Raw genomic sequence first — 24,011 nt, forward strand, 5'->3', positions numbered from 1 at the left:
CAGTCGGAGCAGGATCGTTCTGCTCTTCTTGGAAAGGAATCACCCATGTTGAATGCCATCAAGCAGGAATACTGGCTGCTGCTGGCCGTGCTCGCCGCCCTGATCGCCCTGCCCATGGAACACGCGCTGCTCGGCCATGGCCAGGGCGTCGCGCTGATCGGTGCCGTGGCGCTGATCGCCGCCATCGTCTGTGCCTCGTTGCGCGTCGCCCACCATGCCGAGCAACTGGCCGAGCGGGTCGGCGACCCCTACGGCACCATGATCCTCACCCTCTCGGCGGTGCTCGTCGAGGTGGTGATCCTGGCGATCATGATGAGCAACCAGGCGTCGCCGACCCTGGTGCGCGACACCATCTATTCGGCGGTGATGCTCGACATCAACGGCATCCTCGGCCTGGCCGCGCTGATGGGCGGGCTCAAGCACGGCGAGCAGTCCTACAACGACGACTCGGCGCGCAGCTACAGCGTGATGATCCTGACCGCCATGGGCATTTCCATGGTGGTGCCCGAGTTCATTCCCGAGGCGGACTGGAAGGCGTATTCGATGTTCACCATCGGCGCCATGCTGGTGCTCTACGCGGTGTTCCTGCGCATGCAGGTCGGCCCGCACAGCTACTTCTTCAGTTATGCCTATCCGGAGAAGAAGAACCGCGGCGGTGAGGGGCACGGGGGTGGCGAGGAACAGGTCAACGTCGGTTGGTCGATTGGCGTGCTGGTGTTCGGGGTGATCGTCATCGGCGTGCTGGCCGAGGTGATGTCCCTGGCGCTGGATGTCGGCCTGGAAGGGACCGGCGCGCCACCGGTGCTCACCGCCATCGTGGTCGCCGGCATTTCCGCGGCGCCGGAGATCCTGACCGCGCTCAGGGCGGCGCTGGCCAATCGCATGCAGTCGGTGGTCAACATCGCCCTGGGCGCGTCGCTGTCGACGGTGATTCTTACCGTACCGGTGATGGAGGCCATGGCGCTGTACAGCGGTCAGCCGTTCCAGATGGCCATGACCCCGGTGCAGACGGTGATGGTGTTCATCACCCTGATCGTCTGCGCCATCAACCTCAACGACGGTGAGACCAACGCCATCGAGGGCATGACCCACTTCGTGCTGTTCGCCACATTCATCATGTTGGCGATGCTGGGGTTATAGGCTTGGCGTCTTTGCCGCGGTCTTGATGGGCTGCGCCTGCGCGGCTCGACCCATCCTAGGGTCTCACGCCGATCCGTGGGAGCGCGTCATGCGCACAATAGATTCGCGGGCATGGCCCGCTCCCACTGGATATCGGCTTGCTCTCAGAACTGTAGGATGGGCCGGGCTGCGTAGGCGCTAGCCCATCAAGCTGCAGCCAGAATCCCTCTTACCAATCGATCTTCTGGCCCAGGTAGTCGACGAAGTGGTGGCCGCCCTGGCCGGCGAAGCGTTCGACCTGGGCGATCAGGCCGCGGCAGCTGTCGGCCACTTCGACCATGGCGTTCTCGCCGCCCATGTCGGTCTTCACCCAGCCCGGGTGCAACGACAGCACCGTCGGGCGCGGCTCTGGCAGTTCGCAGACGAAGCTGTTGGTCAGCGAGTTGAGCGCCGCCTTGCTGGCCTTGTACAGCGCCAGGTTGTTGCCTTCCGGGTTGGCCACGCTGCCCAGCCCCGAACTCATGAATGCCAGCACGCCGGTCTGTGGACGCAGCTGGCCGACCAGGCGTTCGGCCAGGCGAATCGGCGCCGTCACGTTGGTCATGAACAGCTGACCGAGTTCCTCGATGGTGGCCTTGGCGGCCGACTGATGGCTGGGGCCCAGGATGCCGGCATTGACGAACAGCAGGTCGAACACCTGGCCCTGCAGACGCTGCACCAGGGCATTCAGCGCAGCCGCATCGTCGATATCCAGCGATTCGATCTGCACGCCTTTCAAGGCCTGCAGCTCGCTGGCGCGGGTCGGGGTACGCACGGTGGCGGTGACCTGCCAGCCGTCACTGTGCAGCTGACGTACCAGGCCCAGGCCGATACCGCGCGAGGCACCGATGATCAGGGCAGTTTTGTTCGAAGGCATGGCGAAACTCCGCTAGTGGCAAGGCCATCAGCTTAGCAAGGCGGTGCAACTGTTACCTCGCATTACTACATATTCACTGACAAATCATGGGCTTAGCACGCCATGTAATAAAGGTTCGTGAAAGGTTTCTGGTCTAGAGTCCGCGCTTCGTGTCCGTGTCCGCACCGACTTGAACAAGAAAAAGAGGAGAACCCGGTTTGTTGACCCTGATTGGCTTGTTGACCATTTTCTGTCTGGTGGTGCTGTTGCTCAGCGGGCGCATGTCACCTGTATTGCCACTGATCGTGGTGCCCCTGCTGGGTGCGCTGTGTGCGGGCTTCGGCACCGAGGAGATTTCCGGATTCTTCACCGATGGCGTCGGTAAGGTGATGGCCATCGCCACCATGTTCATCTTTGCCATCACCTTCTTCGGCGTGCTGCAGGACACCGGGCTGTTCCGCCCGATCATCGGCTTCCTGGTCAAGCTGACCCGAGGCAACGTCATCGCCGTAGCGGTCGCCACGGCGGTCATCGGCATGCTGGCCCACCTCGATGGCGCCGGTGCCACCACCTTCCTGCTGACCATTCCCGCCCTGTTGCCGCTGTACAAGCAGCTGCGCATGAGCCCCTACCTGATGCTGATGTTGCTGGCCACCGGTGCCGGCATTCTCAACATGGTGCCTTGGGCGGGGCCGTTGGGCCGTTCGGCAGCCGTTACCGGCCTGGACGTCACCGAACTGTGGCGACCACTGCTGGTCATCCAGGGCACCGGTGTCGTTCTGCTGGTGCTGCTGGCGGCATTTCTCGGCTGGCGCGAACAGCGGCGCATCGCCGCAACCGGCGGCACCCTGGTGGACGATGGTGCGGTGGATCATGTCGGCGCGCCTGGCGAGATCAGTGACGAAGAGCGCGCACTCGAGCGCCCGGGGCGCATGTGGATCAACTTCGGCCTGTTCGTGCTGGTGCTGGTGGCGCTATTCACCGGCGTGCTGCCGGCCGGTTACGTGTTCATGATCGGCCTGAGCCTGGCACTGCTGATCAACTACCCCAACGGCAAGCTGCAGATGCAGCGCATCGCGGCGCATTCTTCCGCCGCGCTGGGAATGGGCATGATCATCCTGGCGGCCGGTTCGATGCTGGGCATTCTCTCCGGCACCGGCATGCTCACCTCGATCGCCCAGGATCTGGTCAAGGTGCTGCCCGCCGGGATGGTCGGTCAGTTGCACATCATCCTTGGCGTGTTCGGCTTCCCCATGGAGTTCCTGCTCAACACCGACGCCTATTACTTCGGGCTCCTGCCGGTGGTGATGGAAGTGGTCGAAGGCCATGGCGTGGCCGCGCCGAGCGTGGTTTACGCGCTGATGATCGGCAATATCATCGGTACCTTCATCAGCCCGTTCTCGCCGGCGCTGTGGCTGGCGCTCGGCCTGGCGCGGCTGGAGATGGGCAAGCACATTCGCTATTCGTTCTGGTGGATGTGGGGCTTCTCGCTGGCGCTGTTCGCCACTGCCTGGGCCCTCGGCCTGTTCTGAACAACGCCTGTGCTGAACCAAAAAGGCGCCGTGAAAAACGGCGCCTTTTTTGTTGCTAGCGCCCCAGGCGCCGCAGCTCGTCGGACTCGACGATGCGCAACCCTTCACCTTCTTCCAGGGCCAGGCGCCACAGGGCGCGAGCCAGGGCCGTCACGTCGATGGCGCGGTGCTTGCCCGGCAGCCAGCGCAGCAAGGGTGCGGCCAGGCGCTCGCCGAGGCGAAACTCGTTGCGCGGGCCGAGCAGCAGGGAAGGGCGGGCAATGGTCAGTTGCGGCCAGCCCTGGGCCTTGAGCGCCTCTTCGGTTTGTCCCTTGATGCGGTTGTAGAACACCGAGGCGCCCGGGTCGGCGCCGATGGCGCTGACCACCAGCAGGTGTCGCGCGCCCAGCTCCCGGACACGGGCAGCGAAGGCCACCACCAGATCGTGATCGACGGCGCGAAAGGCGTCTTGCGAGCCCGCCTGCTTGATGGTGCTGCCCAGGCAGCAGAATGCGGTGTGCACCGGGCCGTTGAGGGCGGGCAGCAGCTCGAGCAGTTCGCCGACCGGATTTTCCAGGTGTGGGTGTTCGGCCAACGGCTTGCGACTCGGGGCCAGCACGCGCTCGACGGTGGGTTCGTTGAGCAGGCGATCGAGCAGGTGTTCACCGGTCATGCCCGAAGCGCCTGCCAGAAGAATGTGCTGGGGAGTCAGATACATGGTCGATCCTCGACTGCTATTCACTATCAGGCCGTTGAAAAACTACCTGCGTTGCCGTTGCTGCGTTAAAAACAGCCTCGCCTGCGAGCCCAGTCAAAATGCTCATTTACAGCATGTAAACTGCGCTTTTGACTCACTTCGTTCGACCTGCGGGCCAGCCTTCGGCTGTTACTACGCTGCGCTACGTTTCGGCTGTTTTTGCCTTGCACTGGCTGCCTCGCCTACGCTTTTCAACAGCCTGTTATGAAGTTTAGAGGGCAATCGCCGATTTATCGTTCAAGGCGCTTCGCTGTCTGCCTGGCGCAGCGCATTCCAGTGCTCGAGTACCGCGGCAGGCGCCCAGATCTGCGGTTCGGACGGCTCGAAGCCATCGGCCTGCTCGCGTTCGGCCACCGCCGCGCGGGCCAGCTCGAAGGCCTTTTGCAGATCACCGGTTTGCTGCAGCGCTTCGGCGAACAGGGCGCGGCCGAAGTAGGTGAAGTCGGCCTCCTCGGAGCAGCCGAATGACACCCGGTCGGCGCGGGCGGCGGTCATCAGCAGGGTCTTGTCGTCTTTGAGGGCAGGTATGAAGCCGCCGGAATAGCAGGCGGAAATCACCACCACCTTGTGGCGCTCAGCGAGGGGCTCGAGCAGGCTGGCCAATTCGTCGGCGGGCAGGTCGGCGAGTTGCAGGCGCGGCTGGTCCAGGTTCAGCTCGTGGGTGCGCGAGCCGTGGCTGGTCAGGTAGATGAACACCAGGTCTTCCGGCCCGCTGCGTTCGGCGATGGCCTGCACCGCGCGGCGCAGGTTCTCGCGGGTCGCCAGGGGGCGATCGGCGAGGTGATCGCGGTGGTTGGCCAACGTGATGCGGCCGTACGCGGAAAAACGCTCGGCGAGCAGATCGGCCACGTAGTCGGCCTCGCGCAGGAACACGCTCTGCTTGCCGTCACCGGCCAGGGTCAGGGCGTAGAGTTCGCTGCGTGGGGTGGAGGCCGGTAGCGCGGCGATGGCCCGGTCGAGCAGATCACCCTGTTTCAGCAGGCCGATTTCCAGCGGGTCGGGCAACGCCTGGCCGTTTTCGTCGCGCACCCGCAGGCCGCGCCGCCAGGTGCCCTGCTGTTTCGTGCCATCGGCATTGACCAGGGTGCCCTGGCCGTGGAACTGGCCATTGGCGAACTGGCCGTCATAGCGGCTGCCGTCGGCTCGTTGCAGATGGCCTTCGCCCTGGTAGCGCCAGTCGCGGAATTGCCCCCTATAGCGGCTGCCATCGGTGCCACGGTATTCGCCCTTGCCGGTGAGGGCGCCCTCGACGAAGGTGCCGCTCCAGGCCTCGCCGCTGGCGCTCTGGTAGCGGCCCTTGCCATGGAACAGGCTGTCCCTGAGTTCGCCGTCGTAGCTGTCACCCTCGCTGCCGCGGTAGCTGCCGGCGCCCTTGAGCTGGCCGCCGACGAAGTGCCCGGAAAGCTGGTTGCCCAGTTCGTCTTCGCGCATGCCCTGGCCGTCTGGCAGGCCGTTGGCGAAAACGCCCTGGAAGCGGCTGCCGTCGGCCTGCTCGAGAATGCCGAAGCCGTGAAAGCGGCCCGCGCGGAACTGCCCGCGGTAGGTCTGCCCGGTTTCCTGCAGCACGCCTTCGCCGCTGAACTGGCCCTGACGGAAGCCGCCGCTGTAGTGGCTGCCGTCGGCCTTGTTCAGGGTGCCTTGGCCGTCGTAACGGCCGGCGGCGAACTCGCCGACGTAATGCTCGCCATTGGCGCCTCGCCACTCCCCGGCGCCGTGGCGTTGGCCATCGACGAAGTGGCCGACGTAGCGGCTGCCATCGGGATACTCGAGGCGGCCTTCGCCCTGCAGCAGGCCTTCGACCACGGTGCCGTGGTAGCGCGAACCGTCCGGCAGGATGGCATCGGCAGGGAGCAGTGAAGCACTTTGGCCGCAGGCAGCGAGGGCGATGGTCAGGGCCAGAGGCGCGAGGCGGAGCATGCAGGACGTCCCTGTCGGATGAGCGAGGCTGGCAGTATGCCGCAAAGCATCTGGCTGCGCGCTGTTGCACTGAACTGCTCGATGGCAGGCGATCTGGCCCTGTTAAGTGGCCAGGCTTAGCGGCCTATAATGGCCGTCTTTGAGGGTGGGCAAGCCGGTCGGCCTGTCGAGTTTGCGGGGGATAATCATGCTGCTTCGTGGCCTGTTCTGGCTGGTGCTGTGCCAATTGCTCGGTACTGCGATCAATGCGCTGTTGCTGCCGATGCTGCCGGGGCCGATTCTCGGCATGCTGCTGCTGGTGGTGTTTCTGCTCTGCCGGGGCCAGGTCGATGAGCCGATCCAGCAGGCCGCCAGTGGCCTGCTCAAATACCTGCCACTGCTGCTGGTGCCGCCGGCAGTCGGGGTGATGGCGTATGCCGAGGCGATCGTCGCCGACTTCTGGGCGGTGATCGGTGCCCTGGTGTTGTCGTTGATCCTTTCGCTGGCGTTCGCCGGCTGGATGATGCAAAAGCTGATCGAGCGTCAGGCACGCCGTCGGGAGCAGCCATGATGCTCGACTGGCACGGCGCCTGGCTGGCCGTCACCCATCATCCGCTGTTCGGGGCGGGCGTCACCCTGGGCGCCTATCAGCTGGCGATGGCCGCTTACGAAAGAAGCCGCCTGGTATTCCTGCAGCCGGTGCTGGTATCCACCACGCTGGTGATCGCCATTCTGCTGCTGTGCGGCCTGACCTTCGGCGAATACCAGGCCAGTGCCGAGGCGCTGACCATTTTCCTCGGCCCGGCCACCGTCGCCCTGGCCGTGCCGCTGTACCTGAACCTGCGGCGTATTCGCCAGGTCTTCTGGCCTACGCTGCTTACGCTGCTGGTCGCCGGCGTGGTCGCCACCGTGCTGGGGGTGGCGCTGGCCTGGCTGCTCGGTGCCGAGCACAACATGCTGATGAGCATGGCGCCCAAGTCCGTTACCTCGCCAATCGCCATGCTGGTGGCCAGCCAGATCGGTGGGCTGGCGGCACTGGCGGCAGTGTTCGTGATGATCACCGGCGTGCTGGGGGCGATCGTCGGGCCGTCGTTGCTGCGCCTGTGCGGGGTGCGCAATCATGCCGCCATGGGCATGGCACTGGGCATGACCGCCCACGCGGTCGGTACCGCCCGGGCCATGCAGGAGAGCGAGGAGTGCGGCGCCTTCGCGGCCCTGGCGATGAGCCTGATGGGCGTGTTCACGGCGATCCTGCTGCCCCTGGCCGTCGTCTTCCTGAGTTGAGAGCCCTATGACCCTACCGCTATTTCCGCTGCACACCGTCCTGTTTCCCGGCTGCCAGCTGGATCTGCAGATTTTCGAAGCGCGCTACCTGGACATGATCAGCCGCTGCATGAAGCAGGGCGAAGGTTTCGGCGTGGTGTGCATCGTCGTAGGCGCCGAGGTTGGCGAGGCCGCCGAGCGCGTCGTGCAGATCGGCTGTGAAGCGCGGATCACCGACTTCCAGCAGCGCCCCAATGGGCTGTTGGGTATTCGCGTGCAGGGCGGGCGGCGCTTTCGGGTCAAACAGGCCCAGGTGCTGCCGGACAAGCTGACCCTGGCCCAGATCGAGTGGCTGGAAGCGCAGCCCGAGCTGCCGCTGGGCGAGGAGCATGCCGATCTGCTGGCGCTGCTCGGCGCCCTGGCCGAGCACCCGATGGTCGCCAGCCTGGACATGGCCGGTGGCGCCGACAGCCAGGGCGAGCTGGCCGACAAGCTCGCCTACCTGCTGCCGTTCAGCGCCGAGCAGAAGGTCGCCTTGCTGGCCGAGCCCGATGCCGCCCAGCGCCTGGGCATGCTGCAGGCGTGGGTGGAGGAACTGCAGGGCGACGGAACCTAGTAGCGGTAGATCTCCACACCCTCCGACATGCGCAGCAGCGCCATGCCCGTCAGGAGCAGCGCGCAACTTGGCACGATCAGCCACCAGACCCTGGCCGGCAAGGGTGGCAGCGAGGCGAAGCGCTGCATCAGCGCCAGGCTCAGCGCGCACAGGCTGCTGGCCAGCAGCGCGCCGGCGATGATGTCGCTCGGCCAGTGCACACCCAGGTAAACGCGTGACAAGGCGATGAGCAGCGCCGGCAGGCAGGCCAGCAAGATCCAGGTCAGGCGCAGGCGGGCCGGTTGGCCACGGCCGGCCAGAATGGCCACGGTGAGAAACAAGGCAAAGGCCGCCGAGCTGTGCCCGCTAGGGAAGCTGTAGGTATGCAGCGGCTCGAGCAGCACATCCGGGCGCGCCCGCTCGAACAGGTTCTTGAGCAGCCCGTTGGCCACCGCGGTGCTGAGCATGGCACCGCCGGCGAACAGCAACGCCTGCCATTTGCGGGCGAGCAGCAGCAGGATGCATAGCAGCGCGGCAACTGCCAGTTGCACGTCGAAGTCGCCAAAGTGGGTGATCATCACCGCGATATGATCGAAACGTGGGTTACGGCCTTCCTGGATGAGCGTCATCAGGCCCTGGTCGAGCTGGATCAGATGTGGCCAGCCGATGAACAGGGCGATCAGCAGGATCGTGCCCAGGCCGGCGGCGATCAGGCTGGCCTGGTGCTGTTCGCGCAGGCTGCTCTGAACGGTGAGCACCAGCAGCAACGCCAGGCCGCCGGCCACCACGGCCGCCTGTGGCCAGAACCCGTCGGGCAACGGCAGGCGAAAGGCGGCGCCGGCAGCCCAGCCGGGCAGCAGGTAGGCGACTGCCCAACCGGCGGCGGCGAGCATGCTGACGGCGATGAAGCGGCCAAGGGGCATGCTCAGCATACCGGCGACCATCGGCAGCATGGGGCGCAGCGGGCCGATGTAGCGGCCCAGCAGCAGGCTGGCCACGCCATAGCGTTCGAAATAGCTCTCTGCACCGCTCAGCCACTGCGGATGGCTGCGCAGGCCCGGCAGGCGGCGGATGTCCTGGTGGAAATAACGCCCCAGGGCGTAAGAGATGGCATCGCCCAGCAGGCCGCCGAAGTAGGCCAGCAGCAGGGTTTCCCACAGGCTCAGGGCACCATTGCCGGCCATCACGCCGACGGCGAACAGCAGCACGGTGCCGGGAACGATGATGCCGGCGATGGCCAGGCATTCGATACAGGCGATCAGAAAGATCGCCATTCCCAGCCATTGCGGGTTGGCTGCCAGCCAGGTAGTCAGACTATCGAGCCATTGGCCCATGGATGGATACCTTATAGAGAAGAAATCGAGCCTTCGACCTGCCGGCCTGAAAAGCGGTTCCTTTGTCCGGCATGCCCTGTCGGACGGCGACAGCGGCCGATCATAGCAACGCGCCGGCTGATTGAAAGGGCGTGCAAACCCCCGGTTACAAGCCGTTGATGACCATCTGCCAGGCGCTGCTGTGCGCGGGGCGGCATGACCGCTATAATCAGCAACTTTTTCCAACTGCCGACCTGAGTTGCCATGACCGAGTCCGTGCTTGACTACATGACCCGCCTGGGCCGCACTGCCCGCCAGGCGTCGCGCCTGCTCGCGCGGGCCAGCACCGCCCAGAAGAATGCGGCCCTGCACGCCGCCGCCGCTGCGCTGGATGCCGCCCGTGGCGAGCTGGGCGCCGCCAACGAGCGCGATCTGGCTGCCGCTCGCGCCAATGGCCTGGAGCCGGCCATGCTCGACCGCCTGGCGCTGACCCCGAAGGTCATCGACAGCATGATCGAGGGCCTGCGTCAGGTTGCCACGCTGCCGGACCCGATTGGCGAGATCCAGGGCATGCGCTACCTGCCGTCCGGTATCCAGGTCGGCAAGATGCGCGTACCGCTGGGCGTGATCGGCATCATCTACGAGTCGCGTCCCAACGTGACCATCGATGCGGCCAGCCTGTGCCTGAAGTCCGGCAACGCCACCATCCTGCGCGGCGGCTCCGAAGCGATTCACTCCAACCAGGCGATCGCCCGCTGCATCCAGGCCGGCCTGGCAGAAGCCGGTTTGCCGGCCAGTGCCGTGCAGGTGGTGGAAACCACCGACCGCGCGGCCGTCGGCGCGCTGATCAGCATGCCGGAGTTCGTCGACGTGATCGTGCCGCGCGGCGGCAAGGGCCTGATCGAACGTATCAGCCGCGATGCCAAGGTGCCGGTGATCAAGCATCTGGATGGCGTATGCCACGTTTATGTGGACAGCGCCGCCGATCTCGACAAGGCCATCCGCGTTTGCGACAACTCGAAAACCCAGCGCTACTCGCCGTGCAACACCATGGAAACCCTGCTGGTGCACGCCGATATCGCCGCACGGGTGCTGCCGCCGCTGGCCGCCATCTATCGCGACAAGGGGGTCGAGCTGCGTGGCGATGGGCAGACGCGTGCGCTGCTGGGTAGCGACGTGCTCGAAGCCAGCGAAGACGACTGGTACGCCGAGTACAACGCGCCGATCCTGGCGATTCGCGTGGTCGACTCACTGGATGCGGCCATCGAGCACATCAACACATACGGCTCGCAACACACCGACGCGATCATCACCGAGAACTTCAGTGACGCGCGGCGGTTTCTCACCGAAGTGGATTCCAGCTCGGTGATGGTCAACGCCTCGACGCGCTTCGCCGATGGTTTCGAGTATGGCCTGGGCGCGGAGATCGGCATTTCCACCGACAAACTGCACGCCCGCGGCCCGGTGGGCCTGCTGGGGCTGACCAGCGAGAAATACGTGGTATTTGGCGACGGGCACGTGCGCAGCTGATGGCAAACCGCAAACGCATCGGGCTCTTGGGCGGTACGTTCGACCCGGTGCACATTGGCCATCTGCGCGGTGCGCTGGAGGTGGCCGAGTTCATGGGCCTGGACGAGCTGCGACTGATCCCCAGTGCGCGCCCGCCACACCGTGAGACCCCGCAGGTTGGGGCGCAGGATCGCCTGGCGATGGTCAGGCAAGCCGTGGTGGGGTTGGCGCCGCTGACGGTGGATGACCGTGAGCTCAAGCGCGACAAGCCGTCCTACAGCATCGACACCCTGGAGTCGTTGCGCGGCGAGTTGGCTGCCGAGGATCAGCTGTTCTTGATTCTGGGCTGGGATGCCTTTTGTGGCTTGCCGGCCTGGCACCGCTGGGACGAGTTGCTGCAGCACTGCCACATTCTGGTGCTGCAACGCCCGGATGCCGGCAGTGAGGCCAGCGAGCCGCTGCGCGACCTGATGGCCGCGCGCAACGTGGCAGACCCGCTGGCGCTGAAAGGCCCGGCAGGACAGATTTCCTTCATCTGGCAGACGCCCCTGGCGGTGTCTGCCACCCAGATCCGTTGGCTATTGGCGAACGGTCGCTCGGTGCGCTTTCTGGTGCCCGATGCGGTTCTGGCTTACATCAACGCCCATGGACTGTACCGTGGGTGAATCGAACACGAGGCAAACGAGCACGTTATGACGAACAAACCCATGCACAGTGAAGACCTGGTCAAAGTGGCCATCGCAGCACTGGAAGAAATCAAGGCCCAGGACATCACCACCATCGATGTGCGTGAAAAGACCAGCATCACCGACTACATGGTAATCGCCAGTGGTACCTCCAGCCGTCACGTCAAGTCGCTGGTCGACAACGTGCTGGAAAAGACCAAGGAACAGGGCGTGCGCCCGATCGGTAGCGAAGGCCTGGACAGTGGCGAGTGGGCCCTGCTCGACCTGGGCGACATCGTCGTTCACGTGATGCTGCCGACCACCCGCCAGTTCTATGACCTGGAGCGTCTGTGGCAGGGCGCCGAGCAGAGCCGAGCGCAGCACGGTGGCGAAGGCGAGTAAGGGCGTTCCGTGCGCATCAAACTGATCGCGGTCGGCTCGCGCATGCCGCGCTGGGTCGAGGACGGCTGGCAGGAGTATGCCAAGCGCATGCCCTCCGAGCTGGCACTGGAACTGGTGGAAATTCCCCTGACCACGCGCGGCAAGAATGCCGACGTGGCGCGGATGATCCGCCAGGAGGGCGAAGCCATGCTGGGCAAAGTCCAGCCTGGGGAACGCATCGTCACCCTGGAAGTCGAAGGGCGACCCTGGAGCACCGAGCAGTTGGCGGTCGAGCTGGACAAGTGGCGGCTCGACTCGCGTACGGTCAACCTGATGGTCGGCGGCCCCGAGGGGCTGGCGCCGGAAGTCCAGGCACGCAGCGAGCAGCGCTGGTCGCTGTCGCCGCTGACCCTGCCCCACCCGCTGGTACGGATACTGGTCGGAGAACAGATTTATCGTGCCTGGACGGTGTTGTCCGGTCACCCTTATCACAAGTAGTCAGCGGTCCCGATGCCCCAGCCGATCCGTCTAAAAGATCACGAGAAGGACGCGCGCCTGATTCGCAAGCGTGCGCTGGTCGGTGGCGTGGTATTCCTGGTGCTGACCCTGGTGCTGATGGCCCGCATGTACTACCTGCAGGTGATCCAGTACGAGTACCACTCCACCCTGGCGGAAAACAACCGCATCCACGTGCAGCCGATTCCGCCCAACCGCGGGCTGATCTACGACCGCAACGGGGTGATCATCGCCGACAACCGGCCCAGCTTCAGCCTGACCCTGACCCGCGAACGTGCCGGCGACTGGGAACAGGTGCTCGACGTGATCGTCGAGGTGCTGGAGCTCACGCCCGATGATCGCGAGCTGTTCGAGCGCCGGGTAAAGCAGGGGCGGCGGCCATTCGAGCCGGTGCCGGTGCTGTTCGAACTCAGCGAAGAGCAGATCGCCCGGCTGGCGGTGAACCAGTTTCGCCTGCCCGGCGTCGAGGTGGTCGCCCAGCTGGTGCGCCACTACCCACAGCGCGAGCACTTCGCCCATTCGGTCGGCTACGTGGGGCGCATCAACGAACGCGAGCTCAAGCAGCTCGACCCGGTCGAGTACAGCGGCACCCACCATATCGGCAAGACCGGTATCGAGCGTTTCTACGAGGACGAGCTGCACGGCAAGGTCGGCTACGAAGAAGTCGAAACCAACGCCCGCGGCCGCGTGCTGCGCGTGCTCAACCGTACCGACCCACTGCCCGGTCGTGACGTGATGCTGACCCTCGACGTGCACCTGCAGGAGGTCGCCGAGAAGGCGCTTGGTGGGCGACGTGGTGCGGTGGTGGCGATCCAGCCGCAGACCGGCGAGGTACTGGCGATGGTCAGCCAGCCGAGCTTCGACCCCAACCCCTTCGTCACCGGCATCAGCTTCAAGGCTTACGCCGAACTGCGCGACTCCATCGACCGGCCGCTCTACAACCGCGTGCTGCGCGGCCTGTACCCGCCGGGCTCGACCATCAAGCCGATGGTCGCGGTCGCCGGGCTCGATGCCGGGGTGGTGACGCCGAGCTCCCGGGTGTTCGACCCCGGCTTCTACCAGTTGCCGAACAACAGCCACAAGTACCGCAACTGGAACCGCACCGGCGATGGCTGGGTGGACCTGAACATGGCGATCATGCGCTCCAACGACACCTACTTTTACGATCTGGCCCACAAGATGGGCATCGATCGCCTGCACGACTACATGAGCCGCTTCGGCATCGGCCAGCGGGTGTCCCTGGACATGTTCGAGGAAACCGCCGGCCTGATGCCGTCCCGCGAATGGAAACGCGCCCGCTACCGGCAGCCCTGGTACCCGGGCGAAACGCTGATCCTCGGCATCGGCCAGGGCTACATGCAGGCCACCCCGTTGCAACTGGCCCAGGCCACTGCGCTGGTGGCCACCAAGGGCAAGTGGATTCGCCCGCACCTGGCACGAACCATCGACGGCAGCCAACCCCACGACCCCGACCCGATTCCGGATATCGTGCTGCGCGACCCCAAGTACTGGGATTACGCGCGCCAGGGTATGGAGGCGGTGATGCACGGTGCCCGGGGCACCGCGCGCAAGGTCGGCGATGCCGCCGCCTACCGTATCGCCGGCAAGAGCGGTACGGCCCAGGTGGTGGCGATCAAGCAGGGCGAGAAGTATGACCGCAGCAAGGTACAGGAGCGCCACCGTGACCATGCCCTGTTCGTCGGCTTTGCCCCCGCCGACAACCCGCAGATCGTGGTCTCGGTGATGGTCGAGAATGGTGAGTCCGGCTCCGGGGTCGGCGCGCCGGTGGTCAAACAGGTGATGGATGCCTGGCTGCTCGACGAAAATGGCCAGCTCAAGGCCGAGTACGCCACGCCAGGTGCCACGGCGCCGCTCAATGCAGAGGTGAAGCAACCATGAGCCTGATTGGCAGCTTCGACCGCACGCTGTCCAGCGACGACGTCCTGCGTCGGCGCTCCAGCCTGCTGCAGCGCCTGCACATCGACGGCATTCTGCTGCTGCTGTTGCTGCTGCTCGCCACCGGCAGCCTGTTCGTCCTGTATTCGGCCAGCGGCAAGAACGTCGACCTGTTGATGAAGCAGGCCAGCTCCTTCGGTATCGGCCTGGTGGCGATGGTGGTCATCGCCCAGTTCGAGCCGCGCTTCATGGCCCGCTGGGTGCCGCTGGGCTACCTGTGCGGGGTCGGCCTGCTGGTGGTGGTGGACGTCATGGGCCACAACGCCATGGGCGCCACGCGCTGGATCAACATCCCCGGGGTGATCCGCTTCCAGCCCTCGGAGTTCATGAAGATCCTGATGCCGGCGACCATAGCCTGGTACCTGTCCAAGCGCACGCTGCCGCCGAGTCTCAAGCACGTGTCGGTGAGCCTGGGGCTGATCGTCACGCCGTTCGTGCTGATCCTGCTGCAGCCGGATCTGGGCACCTCGCTGCTGATCCTCGCCTCCGGCGCCTTCGTGCTGTTCATGGCCGGCCTGCAGTGGCGCTGGATCGCCGGTGCGGTGGCGGCGATCGTGCCAATCGCGGTGGCGATGTGGTTCTTCGTGCTGCACGACTACCAGAAGCGCCGGGTGCTGACCTTCATCAATCCGGAAAGCGACCCGCTGGGTGCCGGCTGGAACATCATCCAGTCCAAGGCGGCGATCGGCTCCGGTGGGGTGTTCGGCAAGGGCTGGCTGCTCGGCACCCAGTCGCACCTGGACTTTTTGCCGGAAAGCCACACGGACTTTATCATTGCCGTTCTGGCCGAAGAATTCGGCCTGATTGGTGTCTGTCTGTTGCTGCTCTTGTACATTCTGTTGATTGCACGCGGTCTGGTGATTACCGTGCAAGCGCAGACGCTGTTCGGTAAGCTGCTTGCCGGCGGTTTGACCATGACCTTCTTCGTCTATGTGTTCATCAATATCGGCATGGTCAGCGGTTTGTTGCCGGTAGTGGGAGTGCCGCTGCCGTTCATCAGTTATGGCGGCACGTCATTGATTACGTTGTTGTCGAGTTTCGGAATCCTGATGTCCATCCACACGCACCGCAAGTGGATCGCTCAGGCTTGATTGGGGTTATGAATTCAATGCAGATTTTGCGTGGCTGGGCCGCACGACATGCTCAATGGCTGGCGGTTGCCGGCCTGCTCGGGGCTCCACAGGCGATGGCTGCCAACGAATACGCGAACTCGCCGCTGGTCGGCGAGTTCATCACCGAAATGACCCGTGACTACGGTTTCGCCAGCGAGCAGCTGACCACCTTGTTCGCCGACGTGGAGCGCAAGCAGGCGATCCTCGACGCCATTTCGCGTCCCGCCGAACGGGTCAAACCGTGGAAGGAATACCGGCCGATCTTCATCACCGACGCGCGCATCAGCAAGGGTGTGGCGTTCTGGAACGAGCACGCCGAAGCCCTGGCGCGTGCCGAGCAGGAATACGGCGTACCGGCCGAGATCATCGTTGCCATCATCGGCGTGGAAACCTCCTACGGCGGCAATACCGGCAACTACCGGGTGATCGATGCACTGTCCACCCTGGCTTTCGATTACCCGCCGCGCGCGCCGTTCTTTCGCAAGGAGCTGCGCGAGTTCCTCATGCTGGCCCGCGAAGAACAGGTCGATCCGGCCAGCCTGAAGGGCTCCTACGCCGGCGCCATGGGCTTGCCGCAGTTCATGCCGAGCAGCTTCCGCGCCTACGCCGTGGATTTCGACGGCGACGGCCACATCAATATCTGGAGCAACCCGACCGATGCCATCGGCAGCGTGGCCAGCTACTTCAAGCGCCACAACTGGCAGCCGGGGCAGCCGGTGGCCAGCCTGGCGACGGTCAAGGGCGAGCAGGCCGACCAGGGCCTGAGCTCCGGCCTGGATCCCGAGAAGACCGTAGGCGAACTGCGCGCCCTGGGTTGGTCGAGCAACGACGTGCTGGCCGACGACCTGCCGGTTACCGCCTTTCGTCTGGACGGTGCCGAAGGCCCCGAGTACTGGATGGGGCAGCCGAATTTCTTCGTGATTACCCGCTATAACCGCAGCGTGATGTACGCCATGGCGGTCAATCAGTTGTCCGAGTTGCTGGTTCAGGCCCGAGGTGCCAATCAATGACACGCTTGCCGTTCAAGCTGGCCGCCTGCGGCGTTGCAGTGCTGCTGCTGGCCAGTTGTTCTTCCAGCCGCGCGCCGACCGCCTCGGCGCCAACCCAGGCGGGCAGTGCGATGTCCGGCCCGAGTGATTTCAACCGTCCGCACAAGGACGGCGCGCCCTGGTGGGATGTGGATGTCTCGAAGATCCAGGACGCCATTCCGATGCCGCACTACGGCCCGGTCAAGGCCAGCCCCTACGTGGTCTTCGGCAAGCAGTACTACCCGATCGCCGATGCCCGTCGCTACGTGGCCACCGGCCCGGCTTCCTGGTACGGCACCAAGTTCCACGGGCAGGCTACCGCCAATGGTGAGGCCTATGACCTGTACGGCATGACCGCCGCCCACAAGACCCTGCCGCTGCCCAGCTACGTGCGGGTGACCAACCTGGAAAACGGCAAGAGCGCGATCCTGCGCGTCAACGACCGTGGGCCGTTCTATTCCGATCGCATCATCGACCTGTCCTTCGCGGCCGCCAAGAAGCTCGGTTACGCCGAGAAGGGCACCGCCCAGGTGCGCGTCGAAGGCATCGATCCCACCGAGTGGTGGGCCCAGCAGGGGCGCCCGGTGCCGATGATGATCAAGCAGCCGCAGATGGCCAAGGTGCAGTCCGCGCAGTTGGAGCAGCTGAAGCTGGCCAATGCACCGGTGGAACAGTATTCGCCGCCACTACAGCAGCACGCCGCCGCCACCGTGCCGGTGCAGATCGACTCAAAAAAAAACGCTTCAGCCGCAGCGTCTGGCCTGTATCTCCAAGTGGGAGCCTTCGCCAATCCCGACGCTGCGGAGCTTCTCAAGTCCAAGTTGAGCGAGTCGGTGAGTGCTCCGGTATTCATCAACTCAGTGGTGCGCAACCAGCAGATACTGCACCGCGTACGGCTGGGACCGATCAACAGCCAGGGCGAGGCTGACCGGGTGCGTGACAGCATTCGCGTCGCCAACCTCGGGCAGGCGACCCTGGTCAAGGCGGAGTGAGGGCAGAGCCCTCTGGCGAGCAACTAAACGGTTCGCCGCCTGACTAAGCAGTGGATCGCCGCGGTGCGGCGCCCACCTTTCACATTTGCCCGCAAGGGCCTGTTCCACCCTCCAGCGATCTAGAGAGACGGATGAAAATCACCAGCTTCGCGCAACGCATCTTCCTGTCACTTATGCTGCTCGGCACCTCCAGTGCCTGGGCCAACCAGGCGCCGCTGCCGGCTCCGCCGCAACTGGCCGCCAAGTCCTATGTGCTGATGGACGGCGCCAGTGGCAATGTCCTGGTCGAGAACAATGCCGACCAGCGCCTGCCGCCAGCCAGCCTGACCAAGCTGATGACCGCCTACATCGCCACCCTGGAGATCCGTAACGGCAAGATCGGCGAGCAGGACAAGGTCACCATCAGCGAACACGCCTGGCGTACCGGTGGCGCAGCCTCGGGCGGCTCCACCATGTTCCTGCCGGTGAACAGCCAGGCGACCGTCGACGAACTGCTGCACGGCATCATCATCCAGTCCGGCAACGATGCCAGCATCGCCATCGCCGAGCACATCGCCGGCAGTGAAGATGCCTTCGCCGACATGATGAACGCCACCGCCGAGCGCCTGGGCATGAAGAACAGCCACTTCATGAACGCCACCGGCCTGCCGCATCCTGATCACTACTCCAGCGCCCACGACATGGCGATCCTGGCACGTGCGATCATCAACGAGGATGCCGAGCACTACGCCATCTATTCGCAGAAAGAGTTCCTGTGGAACAACATCAAGCAGCCTAACCGCAACCTGCTGCTGTGGCGCGACCGTACCGTCGACGGCCTGAAAACCGGCCACACCAACGAGGCCGGCTTCTGCCTGGTGGCTTCGGCGGTACGTGACGGCGCGCGGATGATCACCTCGGTATTCGGTACCGATAGCGAAAGCGCCCGTGCTGCAGAAACCCAGAAGCTGTTGACCTATGGCTTCCGTTTCTTCGAAACCCGCACCTTCTATCAGAAGGGCGCCGAGCTGGCTCAGGCGCCGGTCTGGAAAGGTCAGACCAACCAGGTCAAGGCCGGCCTGGCCCAGGACCTGACCCTCACGCTGCCCAAAGGCCAGCTGGAGAAGCTGCAGGCGAGCATGACCCTCAACCCGCAGATCACCGCACCGATCGCCCAGGGTGACGTGATCGGCAAGGTGGAAGTGAAGATGGGCGATCAGGTGGTGCACAGCGCCGATCTGGTCGCGCTCGAGGCGGTCGAGGAGGGTGGTTTCTTCCGCCAGCTGTGGGATAGCATTCGGCTGTTCTTCTACGGGTTGTTTAACTGACAGCCTGCCCCCATGTTGCGATGAACGCCCTCGAACCAGGCAGTGTGAAAACGTAGCGAGCGAAGGTCAGGCAAGGCAAAAACCGGCGAAAAAGCGCAGTTTACGTGGTGTAAATGAGCATTTTGAGCCGGTTTTTAACGCAGCATGGCCGAGCGCAGTAGTTTTCACACGGCCTGGATCCGAGGGCGTTTCATTTTGGATCAGGAACACCATGACCGATACCGACGTACAAGCTCCGAAAATCGAATTTCCCTGCAAGAACTACCCGATCAAGGTGATCGGTGAGGCCGGCGACGGCTTCGCTGACATGGTGATCGAGGTGATGCAGCGCCACGCGCCCGACTTCGATGCCGGTACCCTGGTAACCCGTGACAGCAGCAAGGGCCGCTTTCTCTCCGTGCAGGTGCTGATCACCGCTACCGGCGTCGAGCAGCTGGAAGCCATTCATGTCGACCTGCGTGCCACCGGCCGCGTGCACATGGTGCTGTAGTGGCCACAGCCGAACTGATCGTGCGCCACCTTGGGCTGGTCGACTATCTGCCGACCCTCGAGGCCATGCGCACGCTGACTGCCGAGCGCGATGACGCCACGCCCGACGAGATCTGGCTGCTGCAGCATCCGCAGGTGTTCACCCAGGGGCAGGCGGGCAAACCCGAGCACCTGCTGGCGCCGGGTGACATCCCGGTGGTGCAGGTGGAGCGCGGCGGCCAGGTGACCTACCACGGCCCTGGTCAGTTGGTCGGCTACCTGATGCTGGATCTGCGCCGCCTCGATCTGGGCGTGCGCGAGCTGGTCACCGTGATGGAGCAGGCGCTGGTCGAGGTACTCGCCGGTTATGGCGTCGAAGCTGCGCCCAAGGCCGATGCGCCAGGCGTCTACGTCAAGGGCGAGAAGATCGCTTCGCTGGGCCTGCGGGTGCGCCGCGGTTGCTCGTTCCATGGCCTGGCGCTCAACGTCGACATGGACATGACGCCCTTCGGGCGCATCAACCCGTGCGGCTATGCCGGTTTGCAGATGACCCAGTTGAAGGACCAGGTGGCTACGCCGGTGCGCTTCGACGAGGTCGCCAAACGCCTCGAGCAGGCGCTACGCCAGCGGTTGGGGTATGGGCAGTAGCAGGCGGGCTTTGCGCTAGCGCAGTTGTCGTAGAGCAATTTCCCGGGTATCGCTGCGTTCAACCACAGGCTACGGTGGGCCAGGCTCGCTTTTGTAGCCTGGCGTTGAGCGCGTAGCGATACCCAGGTGATCAGTTGACGTTCAGCGCGGGGATCAGGCTGTTGTCGACCTGCTGGCCCGGCACCGGCACCGGTGCAGCGAGGCCCAGGTTGTTCTTCTCGAACACCTTGTCGGCGCGGTAGCTGGAGCGCACCAACGGGCCGGCCGCCACTTCCATGAAGCCCATCTGCAGGCCGATGTCACGGAAACGGTTGAACTCGTCCGGGCTGACCCAGCGCTTGACCGGCAGGTGGTTGCGGGTCGGCTGCAGGTACTGGCCAAGGGTGAGGATATCCACGCCCACGGCGCGCATGTCCTGCATGGCCTCGAACACTTCGTCGTCGGTCTCGCCCAGGCCGAGCATCAGGCTGGTCTTGGTGAGCACGTCGGGGCGATGGCGCTTGGCGTGGGCCAGCACATCGAGGGTCTTGCGGTAGCCGGCGCGCGGGTCGCGTACTTCACGGGTCAGGCGATCGACCGTCTCGACGTTCTGGGCGAACACCTCGAGGCCGGAATCCACCACGCGCTCGATGCACGCCAGGTCGCCGTCGAAATCCGGGGTCAGCGCTTCGACCACCACCTGCGGGGTGTTGGCCTTGATCGCCTGGACGCAGGCGGCGTAATGGGCGGCGCCGCCGTCTGGCAGGTCGTCGCGGTCCACCGAGGTCAGCACGATATAGCGCAGCGCCATCAGCTCCACCGACTTGGCGGTGTTCTGCGGCTCGTCCTTGTCCAGCCAGCCGTTCGGGTTGCCGGTGTCCACCGCGCAGAAGCGGCAGGCGCGGGTGCACACCGAGCCCATCAGCATGATGGTGGCCGTGCCGTTGGACCAGCATTCACCCATGTTCGGGCAGTGCGATTCCTGGCAGACGGTGCTCAGGCGGTGCTCACCGACGTTACGCTTGACCGCTTCGAAACGACTGCCGCCCGGCGCCTTGACCCGCAACCAGCTCGGCTTGGGCTCGTACACCTTGGCTTCGGTCGAGGCACGGCGTTTCTGGCCGTCCTTGATGGCGGTAATACCCTGTGCGGTGCGGAATTTTTCACCGCTGGCAACGGGTTTGGGCGGGGCAGTATCGGACATCGAAAATCTCGGCTCCGGTAGGGGCTGCAGTGGCGGGTGGGCAGCTTTTGGCCGCCGCAAAGTGTATCACACCGCGCCGCGGCGGCACCTGACCGTCCGCCCCTGGCCGAGCTCAGGCTGTGGGCAGCTTGGCGATCACCTTGATCTCGAACTGGAAACCGTACAGCCAGGTCACGCCCACGCAAGTGATGTTCGGGAATGGCGCCTCGCCCCAGTACTCGGGCACCACTTCCCAGATGGTCTCGAAGCGCTCTTCGGGGTTGACGATGAACACCGTCACGTCGACCACGTCATCGAAGGTGCAGTCGGCAGCCTTGAGCACCGTATTGAGATTCTCGAAGGCCAGGCGAACCTGCGCTTTCAGGTCCGGCTCGGGCGAGCCGTCGGGCCGGCTGCCCACCTGCCCGGATACGAACAGCAAGCCGTTGCAGCGCACTGCCGGTGAATAGCGATTGCGCTCGTAAAGGGCCTGGCGGCCAGCGGGAAAAACCACATCGCGCGTTGTCATGCTGTCTCCTCTGGGTCGCTGGACCCGTTCAAGTGATGGAGGCACTTTAGAAATGCTGACGGGCTGGATAAACCGGCCACTTCGATCAACACTGTTTGCGAATCCCAAACAATCACCGGTTGAGCAGATGGACCGATTCGATGCGATGCGCGCCTTCGCCCGGGTGGTGGAGACGGGCAGCTTCACCAAGGCCGCCGACACCCTGCACATGAGCAAGACCAGCGTGACCCAGCTGGTGCAGCAGCTCGAGGCGCGCCTGCGCGTGCGTTTGCTCAACCGCACCACCCGCAGGGTCGCGCTGACCGCCGATGGCGCGGCGTATTACGAGCGCGTGGTGCGCCTGCTCGCCGACATGGACGACGCCGAGACCAGCCTTTCCGATGCCAGCAGTCAGCCGCGCGGGCGCCTGCGTGTGGACGTGCCGAGCCCGTTCGCGCGGACGATCCTGGTGCCGGCGCTGCCGGCCTTTCATGCCCGCTACCCGGATATCCAGCTCGACCTGGGCGCCAGTGACCGTCTCGTCGACCTGCTCGGCGAGAACGTCGATTGCGTGATCCGCGGCGGCGAGATCACCGATCAGTCGCTGATGGCACGGCGTATCGGCGACCTGCGCTCCGGGGTCTATGCCGCGCCAGGCTATCTGCGGCGTTGCGGCACGCCGCTGCACCCGCAGGAACTGGTCGACAGCCACCACCGCATCGTCGGCTTCAAGCGTGCGCGGGCCGGCAAGCTGTTTTCCTATCGCATGCGCCGCGGCAGCGACAGCCTCGACATCGAGGGCCGCTATGTCCTGGCGGTGGACGACGGCAATGCCTACCTGGCCGCCGGGCTGGCCGGCCTCGGCGTGCTCTGGCTGCCCACCTACATGGCCGATGAACATCAGCAGCGCGGCGAGCTGGTGAGGGTCTTCGAGGACTGGCAGTTCGAGCCGATGCCCATGTACATCGCCTATCCACCGAACCGCCACGTCAGCACCAAGCTGCGGGTGTTTATCGAGTGGATCGTCGAGCTGATGGCGCTGCATGCGCCGGTGATCGACCGTAGCGGCCGCTGAGCCGGCGGCTTTGCGCTAAACTGCGCAGCCGTTCTGCAATGGCTGTTCGCTGCATGTCCCGACCCAATCGCCCCGCCCCGCGCCCCTATCGTGTGGCCAAGGCTGCGCCTGCCGAGCCGCGCCTGATCGTGCTCAACAAGCCGTTCGACGTGCTCACCCAGTTCAACGACGACCAGGGCCGCGCCACGCTCAAGGATTTCGTCGCCGTGCCCGGCGTGTACCCGGCCGGGCGCCTCGATCGCGACAGTGAAGGCTTGCTGTTGCTCACCAATGATGGGCAGCTGCAGGCGAAGATCGCCGATCCCAGGCACAAGCTGGCCAAGACCTATTGGGTGCAGGTGGAGGGTGAACCCAGCGCCGAGCAGTTGCAGCAATTGCGCGACGGCGTGCAGCTCAACGATGGGCCGACGCTGCCTGCCGAGGCGCGGTTGCTGGGCGAGCCAGAGCTGTGGCCGCGCAACCCGCCGGTGCGCTTTCGCAAGAGCGTGCCCACCAGTTGGCTGGAGCTGGTGATTCGTGAAGGGCGTAACCGCCAGGTGCGGCGCATGACGGCGGCCGTCGGCTTGCCGACCCTGCGCCTGGTGCGGGTACGCATCGGCCCCTGGTCGCTGGATGGCCTGCTACCGGGCGAGTGGCGCGACCTGCCGCCGAGTCTCAGCTAGGCAAGTCGCACCCTGGGTTTCAGGCGTCGTAGCCCGCCTTGATCACGCTGATGCCTTTGACCAGCACTTCGCGCCAGCCTTGCAGGGTGGTGGCGTCGGCCTGCTTGTCGTGCTCGACGATGGTCTTGAGCAGCGCTTCCAGCCACAGGTCATACAGCTCGGGGCGAATGTCCATGGCATTGCGCGCATGGGTGCAGCCCAGGGCGCGCAGCTTGGTGTCCGGCATGCCGCGGGCGTGCATCACCAGGTTGAGAATGCCCTGGCGCAGCAGCAGCTTTTGCGCGGCCATGTCGGTATTGACGAACTTCTCGCGCACGGCTGGCGAGCTGGCAAGGAAGTGCCGGTAGAAATCATCGAAGAAGGCTGGGTTGGCACAGCAGCGTCCGTAACTCTGCATGACGCGATCGGTGGCGTTCATGTGTTTCTCCATGGGGCAGCAGACAGGGCAATACGGCGGGCGCCGCAATAGTTGTTGTGGGCTTCAGGCGCCTTCCAGGCCACCGACCAGCAGGGGCATCATCAACGCTTCGAAAGACTCGGCTTCCATCCTGATCTCGGCGGCGATCCATAGGGTGCAGGCAGGATGCACGCGGCAAGGCACAACAAAGGTGTGGATATTACCGCTTTGTCGGCCTGCATGCGTAGCCGCTCGATGGTCTTGGAGCCTGCTCAC

At 64.8% G+C, this 24,011-nt stretch carries 25 protein-coding genes; 18 read left to right on the forward strand and 7 right to left on the reverse strand.

What is annotated here, in order from left to right:
* The first annotated feature begins 45 nt into the window (after positions 1-45).
* Complete coding sequence (locus tag QYS36_RS15635; protein WP_308840351.1) at positions 46-1,140, forward strand: calcium:proton antiporter; 1,095 nt, start codon at positions 46-48, stop codon at positions 1,138-1,140.
* A gap of 208 nt (positions 1,141-1,348) precedes the next feature.
* Here QYS36_RS15635 and QYS36_RS15640 read toward each other — a convergent pair whose 3' ends face one another.
* Positions 1,349-2,035 (reverse strand): SDR family oxidoreductase, encoded by a 687-nt coding sequence (locus tag QYS36_RS15640; protein ID WP_308840352.1) that lies wholly within the window; start codon positions 2,033-2,035, stop codon positions 1,349-1,351.
* A gap of 197 nt (positions 2,036-2,232) precedes the next feature.
* Here QYS36_RS15640 and QYS36_RS15645 point away from each other — a divergent pair, with 197 nt between their 5' ends.
* Positions 2,233-3,546: a citrate:proton symporter gene (locus QYS36_RS15645; protein WP_308840353.1), complete on the forward strand. Its 1,314-nt coding sequence runs from the start codon at positions 2,233-2,235 to the stop codon at positions 3,544-3,546.
* Positions 3,547-3,601: 55 nt separating this feature from the next.
* Here QYS36_RS15645 and QYS36_RS15650 read toward each other — a convergent pair whose 3' ends face one another.
* The gene (locus QYS36_RS15650) at positions 3,602-4,243 is read right to left on the reverse strand and encodes an NAD(P)H-binding protein (protein WP_308840354.1); all 642 of its coding nucleotides are present in this window, start codon (positions 4,241-4,243) and stop codon (positions 3,602-3,604) included.
* Between the two features lie 276 nt (positions 4,244-4,519).
* Positions 4,520-6,199, reverse strand: a complete 1,680-nt coding sequence (locus QYS36_RS15655) for a C13 family peptidase (protein WP_308840355.1) — start codon at positions 6,197-6,199, stop codon at positions 4,520-4,522.
* Between the two features lie 187 nt (positions 6,200-6,386).
* Here QYS36_RS15655 and QYS36_RS15660 point away from each other — a divergent pair, with 187 nt between their 5' ends.
* From QYS36_RS15660 to QYS36_RS15670, 3 genes are read left to right on the forward strand one after another with little or no spacing between them, the layout of a single operon-like run.
* Positions 6,387-6,749 carry a CidA/LrgA family protein gene (locus tag QYS36_RS15660; RefSeq protein ID WP_308840356.1) on the forward strand — a complete coding sequence of 121 codons (363 nt, stop codon included), beginning with the start codon at positions 6,387-6,389 and terminating at the stop codon, positions 6,747-6,749.
* Complete coding sequence (locus QYS36_RS15665) at positions 6,746-7,462, forward strand: LrgB family protein (protein ID WP_308840357.1); 717 nt, start codon at positions 6,746-6,748, stop codon at positions 7,460-7,462. The genes QYS36_RS15660 and QYS36_RS15665 overlap by 4 nt, the downstream gene beginning before the upstream one ends.
* Before the next feature lie 7 nt (positions 7,463-7,469).
* Positions 7,470-8,057 carry an LON peptidase substrate-binding domain-containing protein gene (locus QYS36_RS15670; RefSeq protein WP_308840358.1) on the forward strand — a complete coding sequence of 196 codons (588 nt, stop codon included), beginning with the start codon at positions 7,470-7,472 and terminating at the stop codon, positions 8,055-8,057.
* On the opposite strand, the gene QYS36_RS15675 is transcribed toward QYS36_RS15670, so the two are convergent.
* A complete protein-coding gene (locus QYS36_RS15675; RefSeq protein WP_308840359.1) occupies positions 8,054-9,370 on the reverse strand; it encodes a bifunctional DedA family/phosphatase PAP2 family protein in 1,317 nt (438 codons plus the stop codon). The genes QYS36_RS15670 and QYS36_RS15675 overlap by 4 nt on opposite strands.
* A 243-nt stretch (positions 9,371-9,613) precedes the next feature.
* On the opposite strand from QYS36_RS15675, the gene QYS36_RS15680 reads away from it, so the two are divergent.
* The 11 genes from QYS36_RS15680 to lipB all read left to right on the forward strand — a co-directional run bounded on the left by QYS36_RS15680 (position 9,614) and on the right by lipB (position 19,931).
* On the forward strand, positions 9,614-10,879 hold the full coding sequence (locus QYS36_RS15680; RefSeq protein WP_308840360.1) for a glutamate-5-semialdehyde dehydrogenase: 1,266 nt from the start codon (positions 9,614-9,616) through the stop codon (positions 10,877-10,879).
* Positions 10,879-11,523: a nicotinate-nucleotide adenylyltransferase gene (gene nadD / locus QYS36_RS15685; protein ID WP_308840361.1), complete on the forward strand. Its 645-nt coding sequence runs from the start codon at positions 10,879-10,881 to the stop codon at positions 11,521-11,523. Before QYS36_RS15680 ends, nadD begins: the two co-directional genes overlap by 1 nt.
* A gap of 42 nt (positions 11,524-11,565) precedes the next feature.
* Positions 11,566-11,925 (forward strand): ribosome silencing factor, encoded by a 360-nt coding sequence (gene rsfS, locus QYS36_RS15690; protein ID WP_308840434.1) that lies wholly within the window; start codon positions 11,566-11,568, stop codon positions 11,923-11,925.
* Positions 11,926-11,934: 9 nt separating this feature from the next.
* Positions 11,935-12,402: a 23S rRNA (pseudouridine(1915)-N(3))-methyltransferase RlmH gene (gene rlmH, locus QYS36_RS15695; protein ID WP_308840362.1), complete on the forward strand. Its 468-nt coding sequence runs from the start codon at positions 11,935-11,937 to the stop codon at positions 12,400-12,402.
* A gap of 12 nt (positions 12,403-12,414) precedes the next feature.
* Complete coding sequence (gene mrdA, locus QYS36_RS15700; protein WP_308840363.1) at positions 12,415-14,319, forward strand: penicillin-binding protein 2; 1,905 nt, start codon at positions 12,415-12,417, stop codon at positions 14,317-14,319.
* 44 nt (positions 14,320-14,363) lie between these two features.
* Positions 14,364-15,467 carry a rod shape-determining protein RodA gene (gene rodA / locus QYS36_RS15705; protein ID WP_308840435.1) on the forward strand — a complete coding sequence of 368 codons (1,104 nt, stop codon included), beginning with the start codon at positions 14,364-14,366 and terminating at the stop codon, positions 15,465-15,467.
* A 17-nt stretch (positions 15,468-15,484) separates the two neighbouring features.
* Positions 15,485-16,498, forward strand: coding sequence for a lytic murein transglycosylase B (gene mltB / locus QYS36_RS15710; RefSeq protein WP_308840364.1), 1,014 nt, complete (start codon positions 15,485-15,487; stop codon positions 16,496-16,498).
* Positions 16,495-17,508: a septal ring lytic transglycosylase RlpA family protein gene (locus tag QYS36_RS15715; RefSeq protein WP_308840365.1), complete on the forward strand. Its 1,014-nt coding sequence runs from the start codon at positions 16,495-16,497 to the stop codon at positions 17,506-17,508. The genes mltB and QYS36_RS15715 overlap by 4 nt, the downstream gene beginning before the upstream one ends.
* Positions 17,509-17,639: 131 nt before the next feature.
* Complete coding sequence (locus tag QYS36_RS15720) at positions 17,640-18,815, forward strand: D-alanyl-D-alanine carboxypeptidase family protein (protein WP_308840366.1); 1,176 nt, start codon at positions 17,640-17,642, stop codon at positions 18,813-18,815.
* Between the two features lie 211 nt (positions 18,816-19,026).
* Positions 19,027-19,305, forward strand: a complete 279-nt coding sequence (locus tag QYS36_RS15725; protein WP_308840367.1) for a DUF493 domain-containing protein — start codon at positions 19,027-19,029, stop codon at positions 19,303-19,305.
* Positions 19,305-19,931, forward strand: a complete 627-nt coding sequence (gene lipB, locus QYS36_RS15730) for a lipoyl(octanoyl) transferase LipB (protein WP_308840368.1) — start codon at positions 19,305-19,307, stop codon at positions 19,929-19,931. The genes QYS36_RS15725 and lipB overlap by 1 nt, the downstream gene beginning before the upstream one ends.
* A gap of 130 nt (positions 19,932-20,061) precedes the next feature.
* Here the strand turns inward: lipB and lipA are convergent, their stop codons facing one another.
* Both lipA and QYS36_RS15740 read right to left on the reverse strand, forming a co-directional pair.
* Positions 20,062-21,114: a lipoyl synthase gene (lipA, locus tag QYS36_RS15735; RefSeq protein ID WP_308840369.1), complete on the reverse strand. Its 1,053-nt coding sequence runs from the start codon at positions 21,112-21,114 to the stop codon at positions 20,062-20,064.
* Between the two features lie 112 nt (positions 21,115-21,226).
* Positions 21,227-21,622, reverse strand: a complete 396-nt coding sequence (locus tag QYS36_RS15740; protein ID WP_308840370.1) for a RidA family protein — start codon at positions 21,620-21,622, stop codon at positions 21,227-21,229.
* A 127-nt stretch (positions 21,623-21,749) separates the two neighbouring features.
* Here QYS36_RS15740 and QYS36_RS15745 point away from each other — a divergent pair, with 127 nt between their 5' ends.
* Positions 21,750-22,676, forward strand: a complete 927-nt coding sequence (locus QYS36_RS15745; protein ID WP_308840371.1) for a LysR substrate-binding domain-containing protein — start codon at positions 21,750-21,752, stop codon at positions 22,674-22,676.
* A 92-nt stretch (positions 22,677-22,768) separates the two neighbouring features.
* On the forward strand, positions 22,769-23,338 hold the full coding sequence (locus tag QYS36_RS15750; RefSeq protein ID WP_308840436.1) for a pseudouridine synthase: 570 nt from the start codon (positions 22,769-22,771) through the stop codon (positions 23,336-23,338).
* Between the two features lie 19 nt (positions 23,339-23,357).
* Here QYS36_RS15750 and QYS36_RS15755 read toward each other — a convergent pair whose 3' ends face one another.
* Positions 23,358-23,756, reverse strand: coding sequence for a globin (locus QYS36_RS15755; protein ID WP_308840372.1), 399 nt, complete (start codon positions 23,754-23,756; stop codon positions 23,358-23,360).
* Positions 23,757-24,011 lie beyond the last annotated feature (255 nt).

The sequence above is a fragment of the Pseudomonas sp. G34 genome, from assembly GCF_031119625.1.
Lineage (GTDB): Bacteria > Pseudomonadota > Gammaproteobacteria > Pseudomonadales > Pseudomonadaceae > Aquipseudomonas.